General features: G+C 59.2%; 16 protein-coding genes. 11 read left to right on the top strand and 5 right to left on the bottom strand.

The genetic code is table 11. The features are described 5' to 3' along the window. Nucleotides 1–21 precede the first annotated feature (21 nt). Complete coding sequence (locus GAL_RS17160; RefSeq protein ID WP_024098821.1) at nt 22–1,107, bottom strand: polyamine ABC transporter substrate-binding protein; 1,086 nt, start codon at nt 1,105–1,107, stop codon at nt 22–24. 141 nt (nt 1,108–1,248) lie between these two features. Between GAL_RS17160 and GAL_RS17155 the strand changes: the two genes are divergently transcribed. From GAL_RS17155 to GAL_RS17130, 6 genes are all read left to right on the top strand, one after another. After that, nucleotides 1,249–1,935 (top strand): GntR family transcriptional regulator, encoded by a 687-nt coding sequence (locus GAL_RS17155; protein WP_024098820.1) that lies wholly within the window; start codon nt 1,249–1,251, stop codon nt 1,933–1,935. Nucleotides 1,936–2,000: 65 nt separating this feature from the next. Beyond that, nucleotides 2,001–3,395, top strand: a complete 1,395-nt coding sequence (locus GAL_RS17150) for an aspartate aminotransferase family protein (protein ID WP_024098819.1) — start codon at nt 2,001–2,003, stop codon at nt 3,393–3,395. Between the two features lie 354 nt (nt 3,396–3,749). Further along, nucleotides 3,750–4,850: an ABC transporter ATP-binding protein gene (locus GAL_RS17145; RefSeq protein WP_024098818.1), complete on the top strand. Its 1,101-nt coding sequence runs from the start codon at nt 3,750–3,752 to the stop codon at nt 4,848–4,850. An 89-nt stretch (nt 4,851–4,939) separates the two neighbouring features. Then, entirely contained in the window at nt 4,940–6,046 is a 1,107-nt protein-coding gene (locus GAL_RS17140; protein WP_024098817.1) for an extracellular solute-binding protein, read from the top strand. Between the two features lie 100 nt (nt 6,047–6,146). Then, a complete protein-coding gene (locus GAL_RS17135) occupies nt 6,147–7,418 on the top strand; it encodes an ABC transporter permease (protein ID WP_024098816.1) in 1,272 nt (423 codons plus the stop codon). 5 nt (nt 7,419–7,423) lie between these two features. Then, nucleotides 7,424–8,599 (top strand): ABC transporter permease, encoded by a 1,176-nt coding sequence (locus tag GAL_RS17130; RefSeq protein WP_024098815.1) that lies wholly within the window; start codon nt 7,424–7,426, stop codon nt 8,597–8,599. A gap of 67 nt (nt 8,600–8,666) precedes the next feature. On the opposite strand, the gene GAL_RS17125 is transcribed toward GAL_RS17130, so the two are convergent. After that, entirely contained in the window at nt 8,667–9,842 is a 1,176-nt protein-coding gene (locus GAL_RS17125; protein WP_040104331.1) for an acetyl-CoA C-acyltransferase family protein, read from the bottom strand. A 136-nt stretch (nt 9,843–9,978) separates the two neighbouring features. Between GAL_RS17125 and GAL_RS17120 the strand changes: the two genes are divergently transcribed. The 5 genes from GAL_RS17120 (at nt 9,979) to GAL_RS17100 (ending at nt 16,197) form a co-directional block, all read left to right on the top strand. Further along, entirely contained in the window at nt 9,979–10,545 is a 567-nt protein-coding gene (locus tag GAL_RS17120) for a helix-turn-helix domain-containing protein (protein ID WP_014881477.1), read from the top strand. Between the two features lie 121 nt (nt 10,546–10,666). Further along, nucleotides 10,667–11,854, top strand: coding sequence for a glycine C-acetyltransferase (locus GAL_RS17115; protein WP_024098813.1), 1,188 nt, complete (start codon nt 10,667–10,669; stop codon nt 11,852–11,854). A gap of 14 nt (nt 11,855–11,868) precedes the next feature. Continuing rightward, nucleotides 11,869–12,897, top strand: a complete 1,029-nt coding sequence (gene tdh / locus GAL_RS17110) for an L-threonine 3-dehydrogenase (RefSeq protein WP_040104332.1) — start codon at nt 11,869–11,871, stop codon at nt 12,895–12,897. Between the two features lie 162 nt (nt 12,898–13,059). Continuing rightward, on the top strand, nt 13,060–14,112 hold the full coding sequence (gene queG / locus GAL_RS17105) for a tRNA epoxyqueuosine(34) reductase QueG (RefSeq protein WP_040104310.1): 1,053 nt from the start codon (nt 13,060–13,062) through the stop codon (nt 14,110–14,112). A gap of 78 nt (nt 14,113–14,190) precedes the next feature. Continuing rightward, complete coding sequence (locus GAL_RS17100) at nt 14,191–16,197, top strand: hydantoinase/oxoprolinase N-terminal domain-containing protein (RefSeq protein ID WP_024098810.1); 2,007 nt, start codon at nt 14,191–14,193, stop codon at nt 16,195–16,197. Nucleotides 16,198–16,290: 93 nt separating this feature from the next. Here GAL_RS17100 and msrA read toward each other — a convergent pair whose 3' ends face one another. The 3 genes from msrA to GAL_RS17085 all read right to left on the bottom strand — a co-directional run bounded on the left by msrA (nt 16,291) and on the right by GAL_RS17085 (nt 18,255). After that, on the bottom strand, nt 16,291–16,812 hold the full coding sequence (gene msrA, locus GAL_RS17095; RefSeq protein WP_024098809.1) for a peptide-methionine (S)-S-oxide reductase MsrA: 522 nt from the start codon (nt 16,810–16,812) through the stop codon (nt 16,291–16,293). Further along, the gene (gene msrB / locus GAL_RS17090) at nt 16,809–17,258 is read right to left on the bottom strand and encodes a peptide-methionine (R)-S-oxide reductase MsrB (protein WP_014876313.1); all 450 of its coding nucleotides are present in this window, start codon (nt 17,256–17,258) and stop codon (nt 16,809–16,811) included. The genes msrA and msrB overlap by 4 nt, the downstream gene beginning before the upstream one ends. Nucleotides 17,259–17,370: 112 nt before the next feature. Further along, nucleotides 17,371–18,255 (bottom strand): DMT family transporter, encoded by an 885-nt coding sequence (locus GAL_RS17085; RefSeq protein WP_024098808.1) that lies wholly within the window; start codon nt 18,253–18,255, stop codon nt 17,371–17,373. Between the last annotated feature and the right edge of the window lie 210 nt (nt 18,256–18,465).

The following is an 18,465-nucleotide window of genomic DNA, read 5'->3' as shown; positions in this document are numbered from 1 at the left end:
CGCGTGATCAGCATTGCCGGATTAGGTGCCGGACTTGACCTTGGTCCACATGCGGGTGGCCTTACGCTGTACCTTGGGCGGATAAGCTTCTTTGATGTAGAGGTTCTTCAGGGTGGCCTCGCTTGGATAGATCGCGGGATCGCCGATCACATCTTCCTCAAGGAACTCCTGGCTCGCCTTGTTGCCATTGGCGTAATAGACGTAGTTTGACGCCGCCGCCATATTCTCGGCTTCCATGATGAAGTTCAGGAACCTATGCGCACCTTCCGGGTTCGGAGCATCCACGGGGATTGCCATCTGGTCGAACCACATCAGAGCGCCTTCCTTGGGGGCGTTGAAGACGATTTCGACGCCGTTGTCGGCCTCATCCGCACGGTCACGCGCCTGAAGGATATCGCCGGACCAGCCAAAGGCGACGCAGATATCGCCGTTTGCCAAGGCGTTGATGTATTCGGAGCTGTGGAATTTCTTTACATAAGGACGGATCGCCATCAGCACCGGCTCGGCTTTGGCCACTACATCAGGGTCCATGCTATTGGGATCTTCGCCAATATACTTCAGCGCCGCTGGGATCATCTCATCAGGCGCATCCAGGAAGTAGACGCCACAATTGGCCAGTTTTTCCATGTTCTCTGGGTTGAACACCAGTTCAAGCGAGTCGATCGGTGCATCGGCCCCCAGCGCTTCCTCCACTTTGGCTGTGTTGGCACCGATGCCGGTGGTGCCCCACATGTAATTCACTGAATAGAGGTTGTCGGGATCATAACGGGCCGTGCGGTCCTTGATCACGTCCCACATATTGCCTGCATTCGACAGTTGGCCTGCGTCCAGCTTCTGGAACGCACCGGCCTGGATCTGCCGTGCCAAAAAGGATCCGGTTGGAACCACAACATCATAGCCCGATCCACCGGCCAGCATTTTGGTTTCCAGCAATTCGTTGCTATCGAAGACGTCGTAGATCAGATCAATGCCGGTTTCGGCTTCGAATTTCTCCAGCAGCTCTTCGTCGATATAGTCGGACCAGTTGTAAACGCGAACTTCTTCGGCGACGGCGGCCGCACTGCTCAGCGCCACGATGGCGGTCAATGTCATCGTCTTGAGTGTCATGAGTATCTCCCTGTGCGTGCCGGTTTCCGTGCCCGGCTGAGAAGGATTTGATCAAGTTTTGCCTCGTTCGGCAATACTGTTTATGTTTTCACCTGGGAAAACTTGGTGCAAGCTGCTCAAAATTTAGGAGGGATTCCGAAGGTGAACCTAAGCCAACCAGACGCATCGTCCGTCAGTCAGCCGACCGCGAAACTGCCGGCGCATGAAACCGTCTACCAGACCTTGCGTGGGCAGATTTTGTTCGGCGATTTGGCGCCCGGGCAAGCGGTGACGATCCAAGGCCTGGTCGAGTCGCTGGGGGCCGGTATGACGCCTGTGCGCGAAGCCATCCGACGGTTGATTTCGGATGGGGCACTGGTGTTTCAGGGCAATCGCCGCGTGTCTGTCCCGATGCTGCGGGAAAGCGACCTAAGTGAGTTAATTTATGCAAGAAAAACAATTGAATGCCAACTTGCGAGATTGGCAACAGAACGGGTGACACCAGCCGATATTTCCGCCTTGGAGGCGATAGACACGGCTTTGGATCAGGCGATCTCCGCAGGAGATGTAGCGGGTTATCTGGTGCAGAACTACGCTTTCCACACGCGGCTTTATGCACATGCGGACGCGCCAATCCTCACAGATCTCGCAGATCGGCTTTGGCTGCGCTTTGGGCCGTCGCTGCGGGTGGTCTGCGGGCGGCTTGGCACCCAGAGCTTCCCTGATCGCCACAAGGATATCCTGGAAGCCCTGAACCGCAAGGACGCAGATCTTGCGGCGTTGGCGATGGAAAGAGACGTGGCCCAGGGGATGGATCAGGTCCGACAGGGACTCAAACAGGCCAGCTGATTCGATTGACATGGTAGAATTTGATCATATTCTGGGGGCAATCTCTTCTTTCAGGAGTCTTTCCCATGACTGCGATTACAAATCACCTGCCCACAGCCGAGCTTCAGGCGCTGGACGCGGCCCATCACATGCATCCTTTCACCGCCAATGGCGAGCTGGCTGAAAAAGGCGCGCGGATCATCACCCGTGCCCGCGGCGTCACGCTGACGGACAGCGAGGGGAATGAGATCCTGGATGCCATGGCGGGCCTCTGGTGCGTGAATATCGGCTATGGGCGTGACGAGCTGGCGGATGTCGCGGCGCGCCAGATGCGTGAGCTGCCATATTACAACACCTTCTTTCAAACCACCCATGCGCCGGCCATCGCGCTGGCGGCGAAGATCGCCGAACTGGCGCCGGAGGGCCTCAACCATGTGTTCTTTGCCGGATCAGGATCTGAGGCAAATGACACCAATATCCGTATGGTGCGCCACTATTGGGCGATGAAGGGCAAACCGACGAAATCGGTGATCATCAGCCGCAAGAATGGCTATCATGGCTCCTCTGTCGGCAGTGGCAGCCTTGGTGGTATGACGGCGATGCATGAGCAGGGCGGTCTGCCGATTCCGGATATCCATCATATCAATCAGCCCAACTGGTGGGCCGAGGGCGGGGATATGTCGGCTGAAGACTTCGGTCTCGCACGGGCGCAAGAGTTGGAACAAGCGATTCTTGAGCTGGGCGAAGATCGCGTTGCAGCCTTTATTGCCGAACCGGTGCAGGGTGCTGGCGGCGTGATTGTACCACCCGCAACCTATTGGCCTGAGATCCAGCGCATCTGTGACAAATACGAGATCTTGTTGATTGCAGACGAGGTGATTTGCGGGTTCGGGCGGACTGGAAATTGGTTTGGTAGCCAGACTGTAGGCATTCGTCCTGACATCATGACAATCGCCAAGGGGCTATCCTCCGGCTATGCGCCGATTGGCGGCTCAATTGTCAGTGACGAGATCGCGTCGGTGATCGGGTCCGGCGAATTCAATCATGGCTATACCTATTCCGGCCACCCGGTGGCGGCTGCCGTCGCGCTTGAAAATCTCCGTATCCTGGAAGAGGAAAACATCGTCGGCCATGTGCGCGATGTGGCCGCGCCCTATCTCAAGGAAAAATGGGAGGCGCTGGCAGACCATCCGCTGGTGGGGGAGGCCAAGATCGTTGGCATGATGGGATCCATTGCCCTGACCCCGAACAAGGCGGCACGAGCAGCCTTCGCCGCCGAGGGTGGCACTGTTGGGTATATCTGTCGCGAACGTTGTTTCGCCAACAATCTGGTGATGCGCCATGTTGGTGATCGGATGATTATCTCGCCGCCGCTGGTCATCACACCGGAGGAGATCGACACCCTCATTGCGCGGGCGCGTCAGTCCCTCGATGAATGCTATGCGGCCTTGCAGGAACAGGACATGCTGCACAGCGCCTGACATCAGGCTTACCGCTGAATGAAGAGGGCGCCAGTTCCAGATCGGGACTGGCGCCTTTTTACGTTTGCGAATCCGTCCGGGTCCTTTCAAATTCGAGTCTTGAAGTGTTTCCGGTAACGGTTTGCGCGGTACAATCACGGCGTGCAAGAATAGAAATTCTATCCTAGGTTCGGATGCGGGATTGTCGCTTTTTAACAACCATTCGTCGCAAAAAGTGCCGTTAACCGAGCTGTCGGCCCTAAGGTAAATTGAAGAGATGATCCGGACGATCCGGTTGCGCACCAACACTCGGGTGTGCTTACATCGCGACAGAAGTGCAGAGCCAATCTGCCGAACCAAACCAGGGAGCCTCACTTGGCTGATGCGTCAAACACGAGCGCGTTCGTTGAATTCGAACGCGTGCAGAAGAGTTATGACGGCGAGAACCTCGTTGTCAAAGATCTGAACCTCACCATGCCGAAAGGCGAATTTTTGACAATGTTGGGCCCGTCCGGTTCGGGTAAGACGACCTGCCTGATGATGCTGGCGGGGTTTGAGACTGCGACCCATGGTGATATCCGGCTGGGCGGCGTCTCGATCAACAATATCCCACCCCACAAGCGCGGCATCGGGATGGTGTTTCAGAATTACGCGCTGTTCCCCCATATGACCATTGCCGAGAACCTCAGCTTTCCGCTGGAGGTCCGCAACATGGGCAAATCCGAGCGTGAGCAGAAGGTAAAGCGCGCGCTTGACATGGTGGAGATGGGTGCCTTCGGGGGCCGTCGGCCTGCCCAATTGTCCGGTGGTCAGCAACAGCGGGTCGCCTTGGCGCGGGCACTGGTGTTTGAACCGGAACTGGTTCTGATGGACGAACCACTGGGGGCTCTGGACAAGCAGCTGCGGGAAAAGATGCAGTTCGAAATCACCCATCTGGCACATCAGTTGGGCATTACCACGGTTTACGTGACGCACGACCAGACCGAAGCGCTTACCATGTCGGATCGCGTCGCTGTGTTCAACGACGGCCGTATCCAGCAGCTGGCGCCGCCGGATCAGTTGTATGAAGAGCCGTCCAACAGTTTCGTTGCGCAGTTCATCGGCGAGAACAATACGCTGGAAGGCACTGTCAAAGAGGTTAACAACGGTATCGCGCTGGTGCAGCTGGACGATGGCGAACTGATCGACTGCAAACCAATCAATGTGTCCAAGCCAGGTGAGCGGACCCGTGTTTCGATCCGTCCTGAACGTGTCGAATACAACAAGGACCGGATGCAGGAAGGCGCTCATACGCTGAAAGCTGAAGTGCTGGAATTCATCTACATGGGCGATATTTTCCGCACCCGCCTGCGGGTTGCCGGCAATGATGAGTTCATCATCAAAACCCGTAACGCCCCCGATCAGGAACGGCTGAAGCCCGGTCAGCAGATCGAAATCGGCTGGTTGCCTGAAGATTGCCGCGCGTTGGACGCCTAAGCCTCCACGCGTGCCCGAACCCCCGGCAGTGAACGACCGGGGGACGACGATCAAGACAAATAATAATTTCAACAAGGAGTAGAGTGTCTATGAAACTCACCAAATTGACTGCCTTGGCGGCTACCACGGCGTTGTGTGCGCCGATGGCAATAGCTGCCGATATGGCCAACGAAATGACCATCGTGTCCTGGGGCGGCGCCTATCAGGAAAGCCAGCTGAAGGCATATGTCGAACCCTATCAAGAGATGCACCCTGATCTGAAAGTAATCTGGGACGAAAGCTCGGCTGAAGCGACCGCAAAAATGCGCGCCATGACCGAAGCGGGCAATGTGACCTGGGATCTGGTCGACGTTGTTGCCTCCGACGCCATGCGTATGTGCGACGAAGGTCTGGCCGCTGAGCTGGACCACGACGAAGTGCTGGCTGCGGCGCCCGATGGCACCCCCGCAAGCGAAGACTTCGGCGAGCTGATCGTCAGCGACTGCTTTGTCCCGCAGATCGTGTATTCGACAACTTTCGGCTACCGCATGGACAAAGTGGGTGACACCCCGCCGTCCTCCATCTGCGATATCTTTGACACTGCAAAATATCCGGGCAAGCGCGCCCTGCAGAAGCGTCCGATCGACAACGTTGAATGGGCTCTCTACTGCGATGGCGTTGCCAAGGATGAGATCTATGACACGCTGAGCACCGATGAAGGTGTGGAGCGCGCGCTGGCCAAGCTGGACAGCATCAAGGATCAGGTTGTCTGGTGGACCGCTGGTGCAGAAACGCCTCAGCTGCTGGCTGACGGTGAAGTTGTGATGGGCTCGACCTTCAACGGTCGTCTCTTCTCTGCAATCGCTGAGCAGAACCAGCCAATCGACATGCTGTGGGACATGCAGTCTTTTGATCTGGACGGTTGGATTGTTCCTGCTGACCTGCCCGAGGATCGCAAGGCGCGCGTGATGGACTTCCTGAAGTTCGCCACCGACACCCAGCGTCTGGCCGATCAGGCGAAATTCATCTCCTATGGTCCGGCACGTGCATCGTCGGCACCGCTGGTTGGTAAGCACGCCGTTCTGGGTATCGATATGGCGCCGCACATGCCGACCGATCCGGCAAATGCCGGCAACGTGCATGTCTATGACTACGAATGGTGGGCCGATAACCGCGATGATCTGGACGCAAAATTCCAGGCATGGTTGGCCAAATAATCTGTTCCTGAACAGATACTGACATCATCGGGAAAGGGCTGTGTGCCTGGCGCACGGCCCTTTCTCCACCAACAAAAAATTCCGACGGGGGCTCCTACCCATGAGCGATACCACCCACACCGGACCGGTCCTGGCCGCCGATGGCACGCCGCTGAAGCGTAGCCTGGCCCGAGCTCTCCGGATGCAGAAAATCCGCGCCCTTATGTTGATTGCGCCGCTTCTGCTGTTTGTTCTTCTGACCTTCATTCTCCCGATTGCCGACATGTTGTTCCGCTCGGTCGAGAATAAGATCGTCTCTGATACCCTGCCCAAGACCGTGGTTGCGCTCCAAGACTGGGATGCAAATTCGGGCGAGACGCCGGATGAGGCCATATTCGCGGCGCTGGCCGCTGACCTTCAGGTGGCCGCGCAGGAAAAAACTCATACCCGTGTCGGTTCACGTCTGAACTACGAAAACCCGGGCATTTCCTCGCTGTTCCGCAAGGCTGGGCGCAAGGTCAAGCGTTGGGATTTGGCTGAGGATGGTCCGTTCAAGGAGCAGTTCCTCAAAATCGACGAAGATTGGGCTGACCCCGAGGTCTGGCGCACCATTCAGACCTATTCCGGCGCCTATACCAACGGGTACTTCCTGAATGCTGCCGATTTCCAGAAAGGTGCCGACGGTGCTGAGCTGCGACCGGAAAACGAACGCATCTATGGTACGCTGTTCCTGCGCACCCTGATCATGTCGCTGGCGATCACTGTGAGCTGTATTATCCTGGGCTATCCGGTGGCCTGGATCCTGGCGAATTTGCCGTCGCGTACTGCGAATCTCTTAATGATCCTGGTGTTGCTGCCGTTCTGGACTTCGCTGCTGGTGCGAACCTCCGCCTGGAAAGTCATGTTGCAGCAACAAGGTGTTATCAACGATACGCTGGTCTGGTTGGGGCTGGTTGCAGATGACGCGCGTCTCGTGATGATCAACAACCAGTTCGGCACGATTGTAGCGATGACCCACATCCTGCTGCCGTTCATGATCCTGCCGATGTATTCTGTTATGCAAACGATCAACCCCTCCTATCTGCGCGCGGCCAAATCTCTGGGCGCGACCAATTGGACAGCCTTCTGGCGGGTCTATTTCCCGCAGTCGGTGCCGGGTATCGGTGCGGGGTCGATCCTCGTCTTCATTCTGGCGATTGGCTACTACATCACGCCGGAGCTGGTTGGCGGCACCAAGGGTGTCTTCATCTCCAACCGGATTGCCTTCCACATCTCGCAATCGCTCAACTGGGGTCTTGCTGCGGCGCTTGGCAGTATTCTGCTGGTCGTCGTCCTCGCGCTCTACTGGGCCTATGACAAGATTGTCGGCATCGACAACGTGAAACTGGGATAAGACACATGGCTTTGACACCTGTTGAAAACCAAACTCCCGGTTTTGTCGCGCTTGTTGCGGCTGCTGCCGGGGCCTTCTTCGGCCTCTTTGTGGGGACCGCCCAAGGCTCCGGGCTTCTCGGGGTTCTGATTGGCGCAGCCCTTGTCGGTGGGCTTGGATTTGCCCTCGCCGGGATGCGCGATCAGGAGCGGCCGATCCGCTGGATCCTGATTGCAGCCTTCGCTGTTGCGGGCTTCGTGATGGGCGGTCTGCCGGCCGCCGTGATGGGGCTCCTGTTCGGCGCTTTTGTCGGCTGGTTCATTTTCTGGCTCTCGACATCGCGCTACCGCGTGCACTTGGCGCCATATCTCACTCCGGGGCAGGTGCTGTGGCACTATACGTTCCGGGTGATTTGTGGGGCGATCTTCATCTTCTTGATCACGCCGATTCTGGTGGTGATGCCGCTGTCGTTCAACGCGCAGGACTTCTTCACCTTTACGCCAGAAATGATCCGCTTTGACCCTGAAGGGTATTCGCTGAAACACTACCGCGATTTCTTCACCAATGCGGATTGGCAGCAGGCGATGTGGAACTCCATCAAGATCGCACCGATGGCGACCATCCTGTCGGTTGGCTTTGGTACGCTCGCCGCGATTGGCCTCAGCCAACCGCATGTGCCGTTCCGCCGTGCCATCATGGCGATCCTGATCTCGCCCATGATCGTGCCGCTGATTATTTCGGCTGCGGGTATGTATTTCTTCTACAGCCGGATTGGCCTGCAGGGGACATATTTTGGTGTGGTTCTGGCCCATGCGGCATTGGGGATTCCCTTTGTGATCATCACCGTGACTGCAACGCTGGTCGGTTTTGATCGCTCGCTCACACGGGCTGCGGCAAATATGGGGGCTGGTCCTGTGACCACCTTTTTCCGCGTGCAGATGCCCCTGATCCTGCCCGGTGTGATTTCCGGCGGCCTGTTTGCCTTCATCACCTCGTTTGATGAGGTTGTTGTCGTGCTCTTTGTCGGCTCGGCTGGACAGAAGACGCTGCCCTGGCAGATGTTTATCGGTCTGCGCGAACAGATTTCTCCCACCATTCTGGCGGTGGCGACCATTCTTGTTGTGGTCTCGATCTGTCTGCTCACAGTGGTCGAGATGCTGCGCCGTCGTTCCGAACGCTTGCGCGGAATGAGTCCGAGCTAAGACATATGTCACCCAATGAAAAAGGCCCCGGTGAAAACCGGGGCCTTTTGCGTTTCGGGGGCTGAGATCAGAGACGTTCGATTGCCAGGGCAATGCCCTGACCGCCACCGATGCACATGGTGATCAAGCCTTTGGAGCCGCCAGTGCGTTCAAGTTCATAGAGCGCTTTCAGCGTGATGATCGCACCGGTCGCACCGACAGGATGGCCGAGCGCGATGGCACCGCCGTTCGGGTTCACCTTCGCAGGATCCAGCCCCAGTTCCTTGTTCACGGCAAGCGCCTGCGCCGCAAAGGCTTCGTTTGATTCGATCACATCGAAATCAGAGGCGGACAATCCGGTTTTCTTCAGCAGGTTCTGCACTGCGGGAACCGGGCCAATGCCCATGACCTCGGGGCGGACACCGGCATGCGCGTAGCCCAAAATACGCGCTTTGGGCTTCAGCCCCGCCTTCTGCGCTGCGTCGGCGGTGGCCATGACGATGGCAGCTGCGCCATCATTGATACCGCTGGCATTGCCGGCCGTGACGCGGCCGTCTTTCTTGAACACGGCTTTCAGCCCGCCCAATGTCTCCAACGTGCTGGTCTTGGGGTGTTCGTCCACCTCAAACGGGACCATGTCCCGCTTGACCTTCACGTCAACCGGGGTGATCTGGCTGGCGAAATATCCGGCCTCGATCGCCGCGGCTGCACGGGTCTGGCTGGCGAGGGCAAATTCATCCATCTGCTCACGGGTGATATCATGTTCATCCGCAACGTTTTCCGCCGTCACCCCCATGTGGCCGGTTCCAAACGGGCAGTTCAGTGCACCAAGCATCATGTCGAGTGCTCGCGCATCGCCCATTTTCTGTCCCCAGCGCGCGCTTGGCACGATGAAGGGGCTGCGCGACATGTTTTCGGCCCCACCGGTGAGGGCAAATTCCGCATCGCCCAGCATCAGTGATTGGATGCCGGAGACAATCGCCTGCGCGCCAGACCCACAAAGCCGGTTGACGTTCATCGCTGGCGTGCCGTTTGGGATACCGGCCTGCATCGCCGCCACGCGGCTCAGGTACATATCGCGGGGTTCAGTGTTGATCACATGGCCAAAAACCACATTGCCGATCTGTTCCGGCGCAACGCCTGAGCGCTCCATGGCGGCCTTGGAGGCCACGGTCGCTAGATCAATCGGCGTGGTGCCGGCAAGCGACCCGCCAAAGGTGCCGATGGCGGTGCGGGCGCCATCCAGGATCACGATATCGGTCATTTCTCTCTCCTCATAGGTTTGGCGCAGAGTATGCAGATGCGGCATGGCCTGTCCTGTAGAACGTGCCGTCAAAACATGACGGACCTCTCATGGCGTCTGTTTGACAAACAGGTCGTAAAGGCGCAGTGATTCCGTCATGACGGAACATGTAGACGATATCCTGACTTTGTTGCCTGCCCGCCTGAAAGAGGCGCGTCGTGCCCAGGGTCTCAGCCTTGAGGCGGTGGCCAATCTCTCTGGGGTGAGCCGCTCCATGGTGAGCCAGATTGAACGCGGTGAAAGCTCGCCTACTATTGCGACTCTGTGGAATTTGACGCGCGCGCTTCAGGTAGATTTTGCTGGGCTCCTCGACAGCAATGAGGCGCAGGACAGTATCGAAATCCTGCGCGATGGTGATGTCCCGTCGATTGAGAATATGGGCGAGGGCTGCCTGATCCGCATTCTGTCCCCGCCGGAAGACGCCGGTGGGCACGAGGTCTACGATATCCGGCTCAAGGATGGCGGCGCCCTGAACAGCCAACCGCACGGGCGGGGGACGGTTGAACATGTAACCGTGCTGGAAGGGGCCGTGGCGCTCACCTCTGGCAGCGCGACTGATCGGCTGCATGCAGGGGACACCGCACGATACGCCGCGGATGTGACCCATTCTATTGCAGCATTGGGTGGTGCGGCCCGCGTTTTCCTGATCGTGAAAAATGCATGACGCAAGTTTATCGCGGGGGATGTCCATTTTGACGGATATACATCCGCTATCCTGAAATCTCCTATTTCGGAAATTAATCCGTTATGATAGAACTCCGACTCGAAAGAGAAGGAGTTCCCGCATGTCTACTGATTTTCTGACCGACATCTCCAAGACACTGGAAGAGATCAAAGCCGATGGTCTCTACAAGCGGGAACGAATGATCACCTCCCCTCAGGGGGGCGAGATCAGGGTTGGGGATGCTGAAGTCATCAACCTTTGCGCCAACAATTACCTTGGCTTGGCAGATCATCCCGATCTGATCGCTGCCGCGCGTGGCGTGATGGATGACAAGGGTTTTGGCATGGCCTCCGTCCGCTTTATCTGTGGCACGCAGGATATCCACCGGGAGCTGGAGCAACGTCTGGCCAAATTCCTGGGCAAGGATGACGCGATCCTGTTTGCCGCCTGTTTCGACGCCAATGGCGGGTTGTTTGAGCCGCTGCTGGGGCCGGAGGATGCGATCATCTCCGACAGCCTGAACCATGCTTCGATCATCGACGGCATCCGCCTGTGCAAGGCCAAACGCTATCGTTACTTGAACAGCGATATGAACGATCTTGAGGCCTGGCTGAAGCAGGCCCGCGAGGATGGGGCGCGGCATATCATGATCGCCACCGACGGGGTGTTCTCGATGGATGGCTATCTGGCAAAACTGCCTGAGATCCGCGCTCTGGCGGATAAATACAATGCCATCGTGATGGTGGATGACTGCCACGCCACTGGCTTCATGGGGGCCACTGGCGCGGGCACGCCGGAGCATTTCGGGGTGGACGTGGATATTGTCACCGGAACACTGGGCAAAGCACTTGGGGGGGCCATCGGCGGTTATATCGCCGGGCCGCAGCCAGTGATCGATCTCCTGCGGCAGCGGGCGCGGCCCTATTTGTTCTCCAATTCGCTGCCGCCATCAATTGTAGCCGCCGGGCTGGAGGCGATACGGCTGGTGGAGGTAGGTAACGACCTGCGGGCGCAGCTGTTCGAGAATGCGCGATACTGGCGTGCGGGGTTGGAAAAACTGGGCTTTGACCTCTTGCCGGGTGAGCATCCGATCATCCCGGTGATGCTGGGCGAGGCACAGCTGGCACAGGACATGGCCTCCCGGCTGTTTGACGAGGGTGTCTATGTCTCCGGTTTCTTCTTCCCGGTGGTGCCACGTGGCCAGGCCCGCATCCGCACCCAGATGAATGCAGCACTGACGCGGGACGATCTGGACCGCGCATTGGCCGCTTTCGGCAAGGTCGGCAAGGAGTTGGGGATCGTGTCATGAGCCTGCCCAACACAATGAAGGCGCTGGAGAAGAGCCATCCGCAGGAAGGCCTGTGGATGGTGCAGGCGCCGGTGCCGGAGATCGGTCCGGACGAGGTGCTGATCAAGATCAAAACCACCGGCATTTGCGGCACGGACATTCATATCTGGAACTGGGACGACTGGGCTGCCCATACGGTGCCGGTGCCGATGATCACCGGCCATGAGTTCGCGGGCGAGATTGTCGAGATCGGCCGCAATGTCACGGACCTGGCCATCGGGCAGCGTTGTTCAGGCGAGGGGCATCTGATCCAGACGGATTCGCGCCAGTCCCGGGCAGGCAAGTTCCACCTGGATCCCGGCACCCGCGGCATCGGGGTGAATGAGCAGGGCGCGTTTGCGCAGTATCTGAAACTTCCGGCTTTCAATGTGGTGCCGCTGCCGGATGACATCCCGGATGAGATCGGCGCAATTCTGGATCCATTGGGAAATGCTGTCCACACTGCGCTCAGCTTTGATCTTCTGGGCGAGGACGTGCTGATCACCGGGGCTGGTCCGATTGGCATCATGGCGGCTGCGGTGGCGCGGCATGCCGGCGCGCGGCATGTGGTGATCACCGACATCAACCCAGACCGGCTGGCGCTAGCGCAGCACGTGGTGCCGACAGTGCGCGCGGTGAATGTGGCACAGGACGATCTGAACGACGTCGTGGAAGATTTGGGTATGAAGCAGGGTTTTGACGTCGGACTGGAGATGTCCGGGTCGCAGGCGGCGCTGGATCAGATGGTGGAGGCGCTGGTGATGGGTGGCAAAATTGCCCTCTTAGGCATTCCGCCCGGCAAATCTCCCGTTGATTGGAGTCGCATCGTGTTCAAGGCGATCACCATCAAAGGCGTCTATGGGCGCGAGATGTTCGAGACCTGGTACAAGATGATCGCAATGTTGCAGAACGGGCTGGATGTCAGCCGGGTCATTACCCATCGGTTTGATGTTGAGGATTTCGCGGAAGGTTTCACCGCAATGAAGTCCGGCCGCAGCGGAAAAGTCGTGCTGCACTGGCCCTGACAGGCAGGGGTAACGGGTTCAAATCTGCGCGTCATCGCTGCGAGCGCTTCGGCTCTGTGATCCTTCAAGCGGGCATTATAAGGGGTGATCTAGCCGGTCGCCCCCTTGGCTCTGCTGTTTCCGGATGTTGACCGACGCAACACGGTATATATGTCTAGCCAGATGAGAGAGACAGCCGACATAAAAAACCGCTTGATCGCGCAGGCACTGGACGAGGGGTTCGTGGCCTGCCGGATCTGCCGACCGTCGGATGTGCCCGAGGTGCCGGACCGGCTTCAGGCGTTTCTGGATGCTGGGTATCATGGCCAGATGGGCTGGATGGAGGAGCGCAGCCATTGGCGTGGCGACCCGGCCCTGCTCTGGCCGGAGGCACGTTCGGTGATTATGCTTGCCGAAAGCTATACGCCCGATGTGGACCCGATGGATATTGTCGGGCAGGCAGATCGAGCGGCGATTTCGGTCTATGCGCGCAACAAGGATTACCATGATCTGGTGAAAAAGCGCCTCAAGCGGCTGGCGCGTTGGTTGATTGCAGAGGCAGCGCGTGCCGGTGATACTGCCGAGGTGAAGGTCTTTGTCGATACCGCGCCGGTGCCAGAGAAACCGCTGGGTCAGGCGGCGGGTCTTGGCTGGCAAGGGAAACATACCAATCTGGTGAGCCGGGACTGGGGCAATTGGGCCTTCATAGGCTCTGTTTTTACGACTCTCGACCTCCCTACCGATACTGCTGAACCTGATCACTGCGGCTCGTGCCGGTCCTGCCTGACCGCTTGTCCGACCGATGCCTTCCCGGCACCCTATCAGCTGGATGCGCGGCGTTGCATTTCCTATCTGACGATTGAGCATAAGGGGCCCATCGATGAGGAGCTGCGCGGCAAACTGGGCAACCGGATCTACGGCTGTGACGATTGTCTTGCGGCCTGCCCCTGGAACAAGTTTGCCGTGGCTGCCAGTGATATCCGCTATGAGGCGCGCCCGGAATTCAACGCGCCCAAGCTGGCGGAACTGGCCGCTCTGGATGATCCGGGCTTCCGCGCGCTGTTTTCCGGCTCTCCGATCAAGCGGATTGGCCGGGACCGGTTTGTGCGCAACGTGCTTTATGCAATCGGGAATTCCGGTCTGCCCAAACTGCGCCCAACAGCAGAAACCTTGACCGAAGATCCTGATCCCACCGTGGCAGATGCCGCTCGTTGGGCCGTTCAGCGACTGACGTGACGCAAACAGGATGGATTGGCGGCAGGGCTGCGCTAAACCGGTGACCAAGACCAAAGAGATGGTGAAGGGAGAACGGCCATGGCGCTCTTGCTTGGGGTCGATACAGGCGGCACCTATACAGATGCGGTTCTGATCCGCGATGATCGCGATGTGTTGGCCAAGGCCAAAGCGCTGACCACCCGGCAGGATCTGGCCATCGGCGTGGGCGAGGCAGTTGCCGCAGTTCTTGCAGAGGCTGCGGTGGCACCGGGAGAAATTGCGCTGGCGGCGCTGTCCACAACGCTGGCCACCAATGCGCTGGTGGAGGGGCAGGGAGGGCGCGTCGCGCTGATCTACATCGGCTTTGGTGAGGCGGATCTGGACCGTCACGGCTTGCGCGAGGCGCTGAAGGGTGACCCGGCACTGGTTCTGGCTGGGGGGCATACTCATTCCGGCAGTGAGGCAGCACCACTGGACACGAGGGCGCTTCGCGCGTTCCTGCAACGGGAGGCGGCCGCGGTCAGTGGGTTTGCCATTGCCGGTCAGTTTGCCACCCGCAACCCCGCCCATGAGCTGGAGGTCGCCCGCATTATTGCCGAAGAAACCGGCGTTCCCGTCACCTGTTCGCATCAATTGTCCGCACGGCTGAACGGGCCAAAACGCGCATTGACGGCGGTTCTGAATGCGCGGCTGATCGGGATGATTGACCGGTTGATCGGACGGGCGGAGACACGTCTGGCTGATCTTGGGATCACAGCGCAGATGATGGTGGTGCGCGGCGATGGCGCATTGATGTCCTCTGCGCAGGCACGGGCGCGCCCGATTGAGACAATCCTCAGCGGCCCGGCGGCGTCCCTTGTCGGCGCCCGCTGGTTGACCGGTGTCGATAGCGCGCTGGTCAGCGATATTGGCGGCACTACCACCGATGTCGCGTTGATCGAAAATGGGAAACCCAAGATTGATCCGGCAGGCGCTCAGGTGGGCGGGTTCCGCACCATGGTAGAGGCCGTGGCGATGCGCACCAGCGGTCTGGGTGGCGACAGTCAGGTGCATCCGGTTGCGGCGGGGCTGAGCGGCGGCGTCAGCCTTGGGCCGCGCCGGGTGCTGCCGGTGTCCCTGGTCGCGACGATGGCGCCGGATGTGGTGCATGCCGCGCTGGATACGCAGTTGCGCGCTGCCACTGTCGGTGAATACGACGGTCGCTTTGTGCGCGCCATTCCCGGCCAGCACTCTCTGGGTCTCAGCGACAGGGAGGCCCGGGTGTTGGACCGGATCGGAGACCAGACACATCCCTTGGGTGCCGTGCTACAGACCCGTATCGAGCAGGGCGCGCTGATGCGGTTGGTGGATCGGGGGTTGGTGCAGGTGGCCGGGGTCACGCCGTCAGATGCCAGCCATGTTCTTGGGCGTCTGTCCAGTTGGGATAATGCGGCGGCTGAGAAGGCGCTGACGTTGTTTGCCCGCCGCCGGGTCGGATCCGGGGATCGTCTGGCACCGGATGCGGAGACATTGGCGCAGATGATCGTTGATCAGATGACTGAACAGACCTCTATGACCCTGTTAGAGACTGCATTTGCGGAAGAGAGCACTCCCTTTGGGCCGCCACCGGATCAGCTTGCGCGCCATGTTCTGATGCAGCGCGGGCTGACCGGACATCAAGGGCTTGTGGCCATCAAGGCAGGACTGAATGTGGATGTCGTGGGCCTTGGCGCCTCCGCGCCCAGCTATTACCCTGCTGTCGGGTCCCGCCTTCACTGCCGGATGATCTTGCCGGATCATGCCGGTGTCGCCAATGCCATCGGGGCGGTGGTGGGCCGCATCACCATGCGGCGCAGTGGCACCGTCACCGCGCCGGAGGAGGGCCGATATCGGGTTCATCTGGAGCACGGCCCGGAGGATTTCGCGGGCTCGGAGGAGGCTCTTATTCGTCTGGAAACCGAATTGCGCGCTGAAGCTCGTGCCGCGGCGGAGGCTGCTGGTGCGCAGGATATCTCCATTCAGGTGGACCGCGATATTCGTGTTGCCGAGGTGGAGGCACGGCAGGTGTTTGTCGAGGCGTTCCTGACGGTGGAGGCCAGCGGCCGCCCGCGTATTGCACAGGGTTAACCGCCGCTGCTGACCATCGCCTTCACGCAGAAGGCCCCGCCAGATGACGGGGCCTTTTTGGCAAAGCAATCAGGGCTGCCCCACGCGGGCGACCTACTCGGCGGCGGTCTCGCTGCGCTTGGGGAGCACCCAATCGGGACGGGCGAAATGGCAGGTATAACCGTTCGGCTGCCGCTCCAGATAGTCCTGATGCTCAGGCTCTGCTTCCCAGAAATCACCCACCGGTTCGACCTCCGTGACCACCTTTCCGGGCCATAGACCCGAGGCATCGACATCAGCGATGGTGTCTTCGGCAATCGCCTTCTGGTCGGCATCCACATAGTAGATCGCGGAGCGATAGCTCATGCCGAGATCATTGCCCTGCTGATTGACGGTGGTTGGATCATGGATCTGAAAGAAGAACTCCAGCAGCGCACGGTAACTGGTTTGGCTGGGATCGAACATGATCTCAATCGCCTCAGCATGGGTGCCGTGGTTCCGGTAGGTCGCATTGGGCACATCGCCACCGGAATAGCCGACGCGGGTGCTAACGACGCCCGGACGCTTACGGATCAGGTCCTGCATGCCCCAGAAACATCCACCGGCCAGGACGGCACGTTCTGTCGTGCTGCTCATCTTCTATCCTCCACTTGATCTATGTAATCGCCGTAGCCTTCTGCCCGCATGTCGTCCAGATGCACGAACCGCAGGGAGGCTGAATTGATGCAGTAGCGCAGGCCGCCACGGTCTGCGGGGCCGTCCGGGAACACATGCCCCAGATGACTGTCCCCATGGGTCGAGCGGACCTCGGTGCGGATCATGCCAAGGGTTCGATCTTCCAGCTCCTGCACATGGGCAGGCTCAATGGGCTTGGTAAAGCTCGGCCAGCCGCAGCCGGATTCATATTTGTCGGCAGAGGCAAACAGCGGCTCGCCAGAAACGATATCGACATAGATACCGGGTTCCTTGTTGCCGAGCAGCTTGCCGGTGCCGGGGCGTTCCGTACCTGCGTTTTGGGTGACGTAGAATTCTTCTTCCGAGAGGGCCGCAATGGCGTCCGGGTCTTTGGAATAGCTGCGCATCATGTCCTCCGATCTTGCTTGTGTTGCTGTAAATGGGGTCGTTCGGGGCAAAAGCAAAGCTGTATTTCAATGGCTCGCGTTTGCGTGTGTGGTGCCCGAGAGCAGGGCGATGTCATGGCTTCGGTGTGCGCTGCACGGATTGCCGCGCCAATTGCACCGCCAGAATGCCAAAGGTGACGATGCCGACACCGATGATATCCAATAGGCCCAATTGCTCCCCCAGCAGCACACTGGCCACCGCAACACCGAACACCGGGTTGAGGAAGTGGAATGTGGCAGCGCGCACTGCACCAATTCGGTTCAACAGCAGCACCCAGATGAAAGTAGCAGTCAGCCCCGGCACAAGGGTGGTGTAGACAAAGGCCAGCACCAGCGGCCAGCTTGGCTCCAGCCGGAAGGTCTCTACCATCGGTGCGGCCACAAACAGAACGGCCGAACCAATCAGCATCTGCAACCCCACCACCATCATATAGTTGCCGCCGGAGGTCGCGCCGCGCAGGGCCAGCGTCGCCAATGTCAGGGCCAGCACACCGATCCCGCAGAGCAGAACACCAAACAGATCAACCCCGGCGCTGATGCGGGTGCCCATGATCAAGGCGACGCCCAGCACCCCCGCAAGCAGTCCCACGACTCCCAGTGCAGGCAGCCGTTCGCCGTTAACCAGCCACAGTGCAATGGCGACCAACATCGGCATGGTAGAGGCGATGATCGCCGCCAGTGACGCCTCGATGGTTTCCATCGCGACGAAATTCAGACCGAGATAAAGCGCGTTCTGGCAGATACCGAAGATGATTGTCGCCTTCAGCTGTCCGCGGGTCAGACGCCAGCTCTGTCCCATATAGCGGGCAACCGCGACACCGATCAGGCCAGAAATCAGAAACCGGAACGCCAGCGAATAGAGCGGTGAGGCATCCGCGACGATGATCCGCGCCGAGGTGAAGGCCGACGACCACATAAGGGCAAAGGCCAACCCCATCGCCAAAGCGCGCAGATCCATGGATATGTCCCCCTGCCGGTCACCTACCGGTCCTGGCCGTCGCCCGATCGGGCGCAGTCGCGATATCTTTAGCAAGGCAAGCATTTGCAGGGAACCGAATTCGCCTCCTCTACGCCCGACGGCCCGCATCAGCCGCGCAGCCTACGACATGGGCACAAAAAAGGGCCGCCCGAAAGGCGACCCGAAACACGGTCAACCGTGCCGTGCCCC

Source organism: Phaeobacter gallaeciensis DSM 26640, from assembly GCF_000511385.1.
Taxonomy (GTDB): domain Bacteria; phylum Pseudomonadota; class Alphaproteobacteria; order Rhodobacterales; family Rhodobacteraceae; genus Phaeobacter; species Phaeobacter gallaeciensis.
This window is presented reverse-complemented; position numbering and strand designations above follow the sequence as displayed.

Coding starts and splice junctions, on each gene's coding strand:
- queG (WP_040104310.1), top strand. CDS start 13,060: ATGAGAGAGACAGCCGACATAAAAAACCGCTTGATCGCGCAGGCACTG.
- tdh (WP_040104332.1), top strand. CDS start 11,869: ATGAAGGCGCTGGAGAAGAGCCATCCGCAGGAAGGCCTGTGGATGGTG.
- GAL_RS17100 (WP_024098810.1), top strand. CDS start 14,191: ATGGCGCTCTTGCTTGGGGTCGATACAGGCGGCACCTATACAGATGCG.
- GAL_RS17120 (WP_014881477.1), top strand. CDS start 9,979: ATGACGGAACATGTAGACGATATCCTGACTTTGTTGCCTGCCCGCCTG.
- msrB (WP_014876313.1), bottom strand. CDS start 17,258: ATGCGCAGCTATTCCAAAGACCCGGACGCCATTGCGGCCCTCTCGGAA.
- GAL_RS17135 (WP_024098816.1), top strand. CDS start 6,147: ATGAGCGATACCACCCACACCGGACCGGTCCTGGCCGCCGATGGCACG.
- GAL_RS17130 (WP_024098815.1), top strand. CDS start 7,424: ATGGCTTTGACACCTGTTGAAAACCAAACTCCCGGTTTTGTCGCGCTT.
- GAL_RS17085 (WP_024098808.1), bottom strand. CDS start 18,255: ATGGATCTGCGCGCTTTGGCGATGGGGTTGGCCTTTGCCCTTATGTGG.
- GAL_RS17150 (WP_024098819.1), top strand. CDS start 2,001: ATGACTGCGATTACAAATCACCTGCCCACAGCCGAGCTTCAGGCGCTG.
- GAL_RS17115 (WP_024098813.1), top strand. CDS start 10,667: ATGTCTACTGATTTTCTGACCGACATCTCCAAGACACTGGAAGAGATC.
- GAL_RS17125 (WP_040104331.1), bottom strand. CDS start 9,842: ATGACCGATATCGTGATCCTGGATGGCGCCCGCACCGCCATCGGCACC.
- GAL_RS17140 (WP_024098817.1), top strand. CDS start 4,940: ATGAAACTCACCAAATTGACTGCCTTGGCGGCTACCACGGCGTTGTGT.
- GAL_RS17160 (WP_024098821.1), bottom strand. CDS start 1,107: ATGACACTCAAGACGATGACATTGACCGCCATCGTGGCGCTGAGCAGT.
- msrA (WP_024098809.1), bottom strand. CDS start 16,812: ATGAGCAGCACGACAGAACGTGCCGTCCTGGCCGGTGGATGTTTCTGG.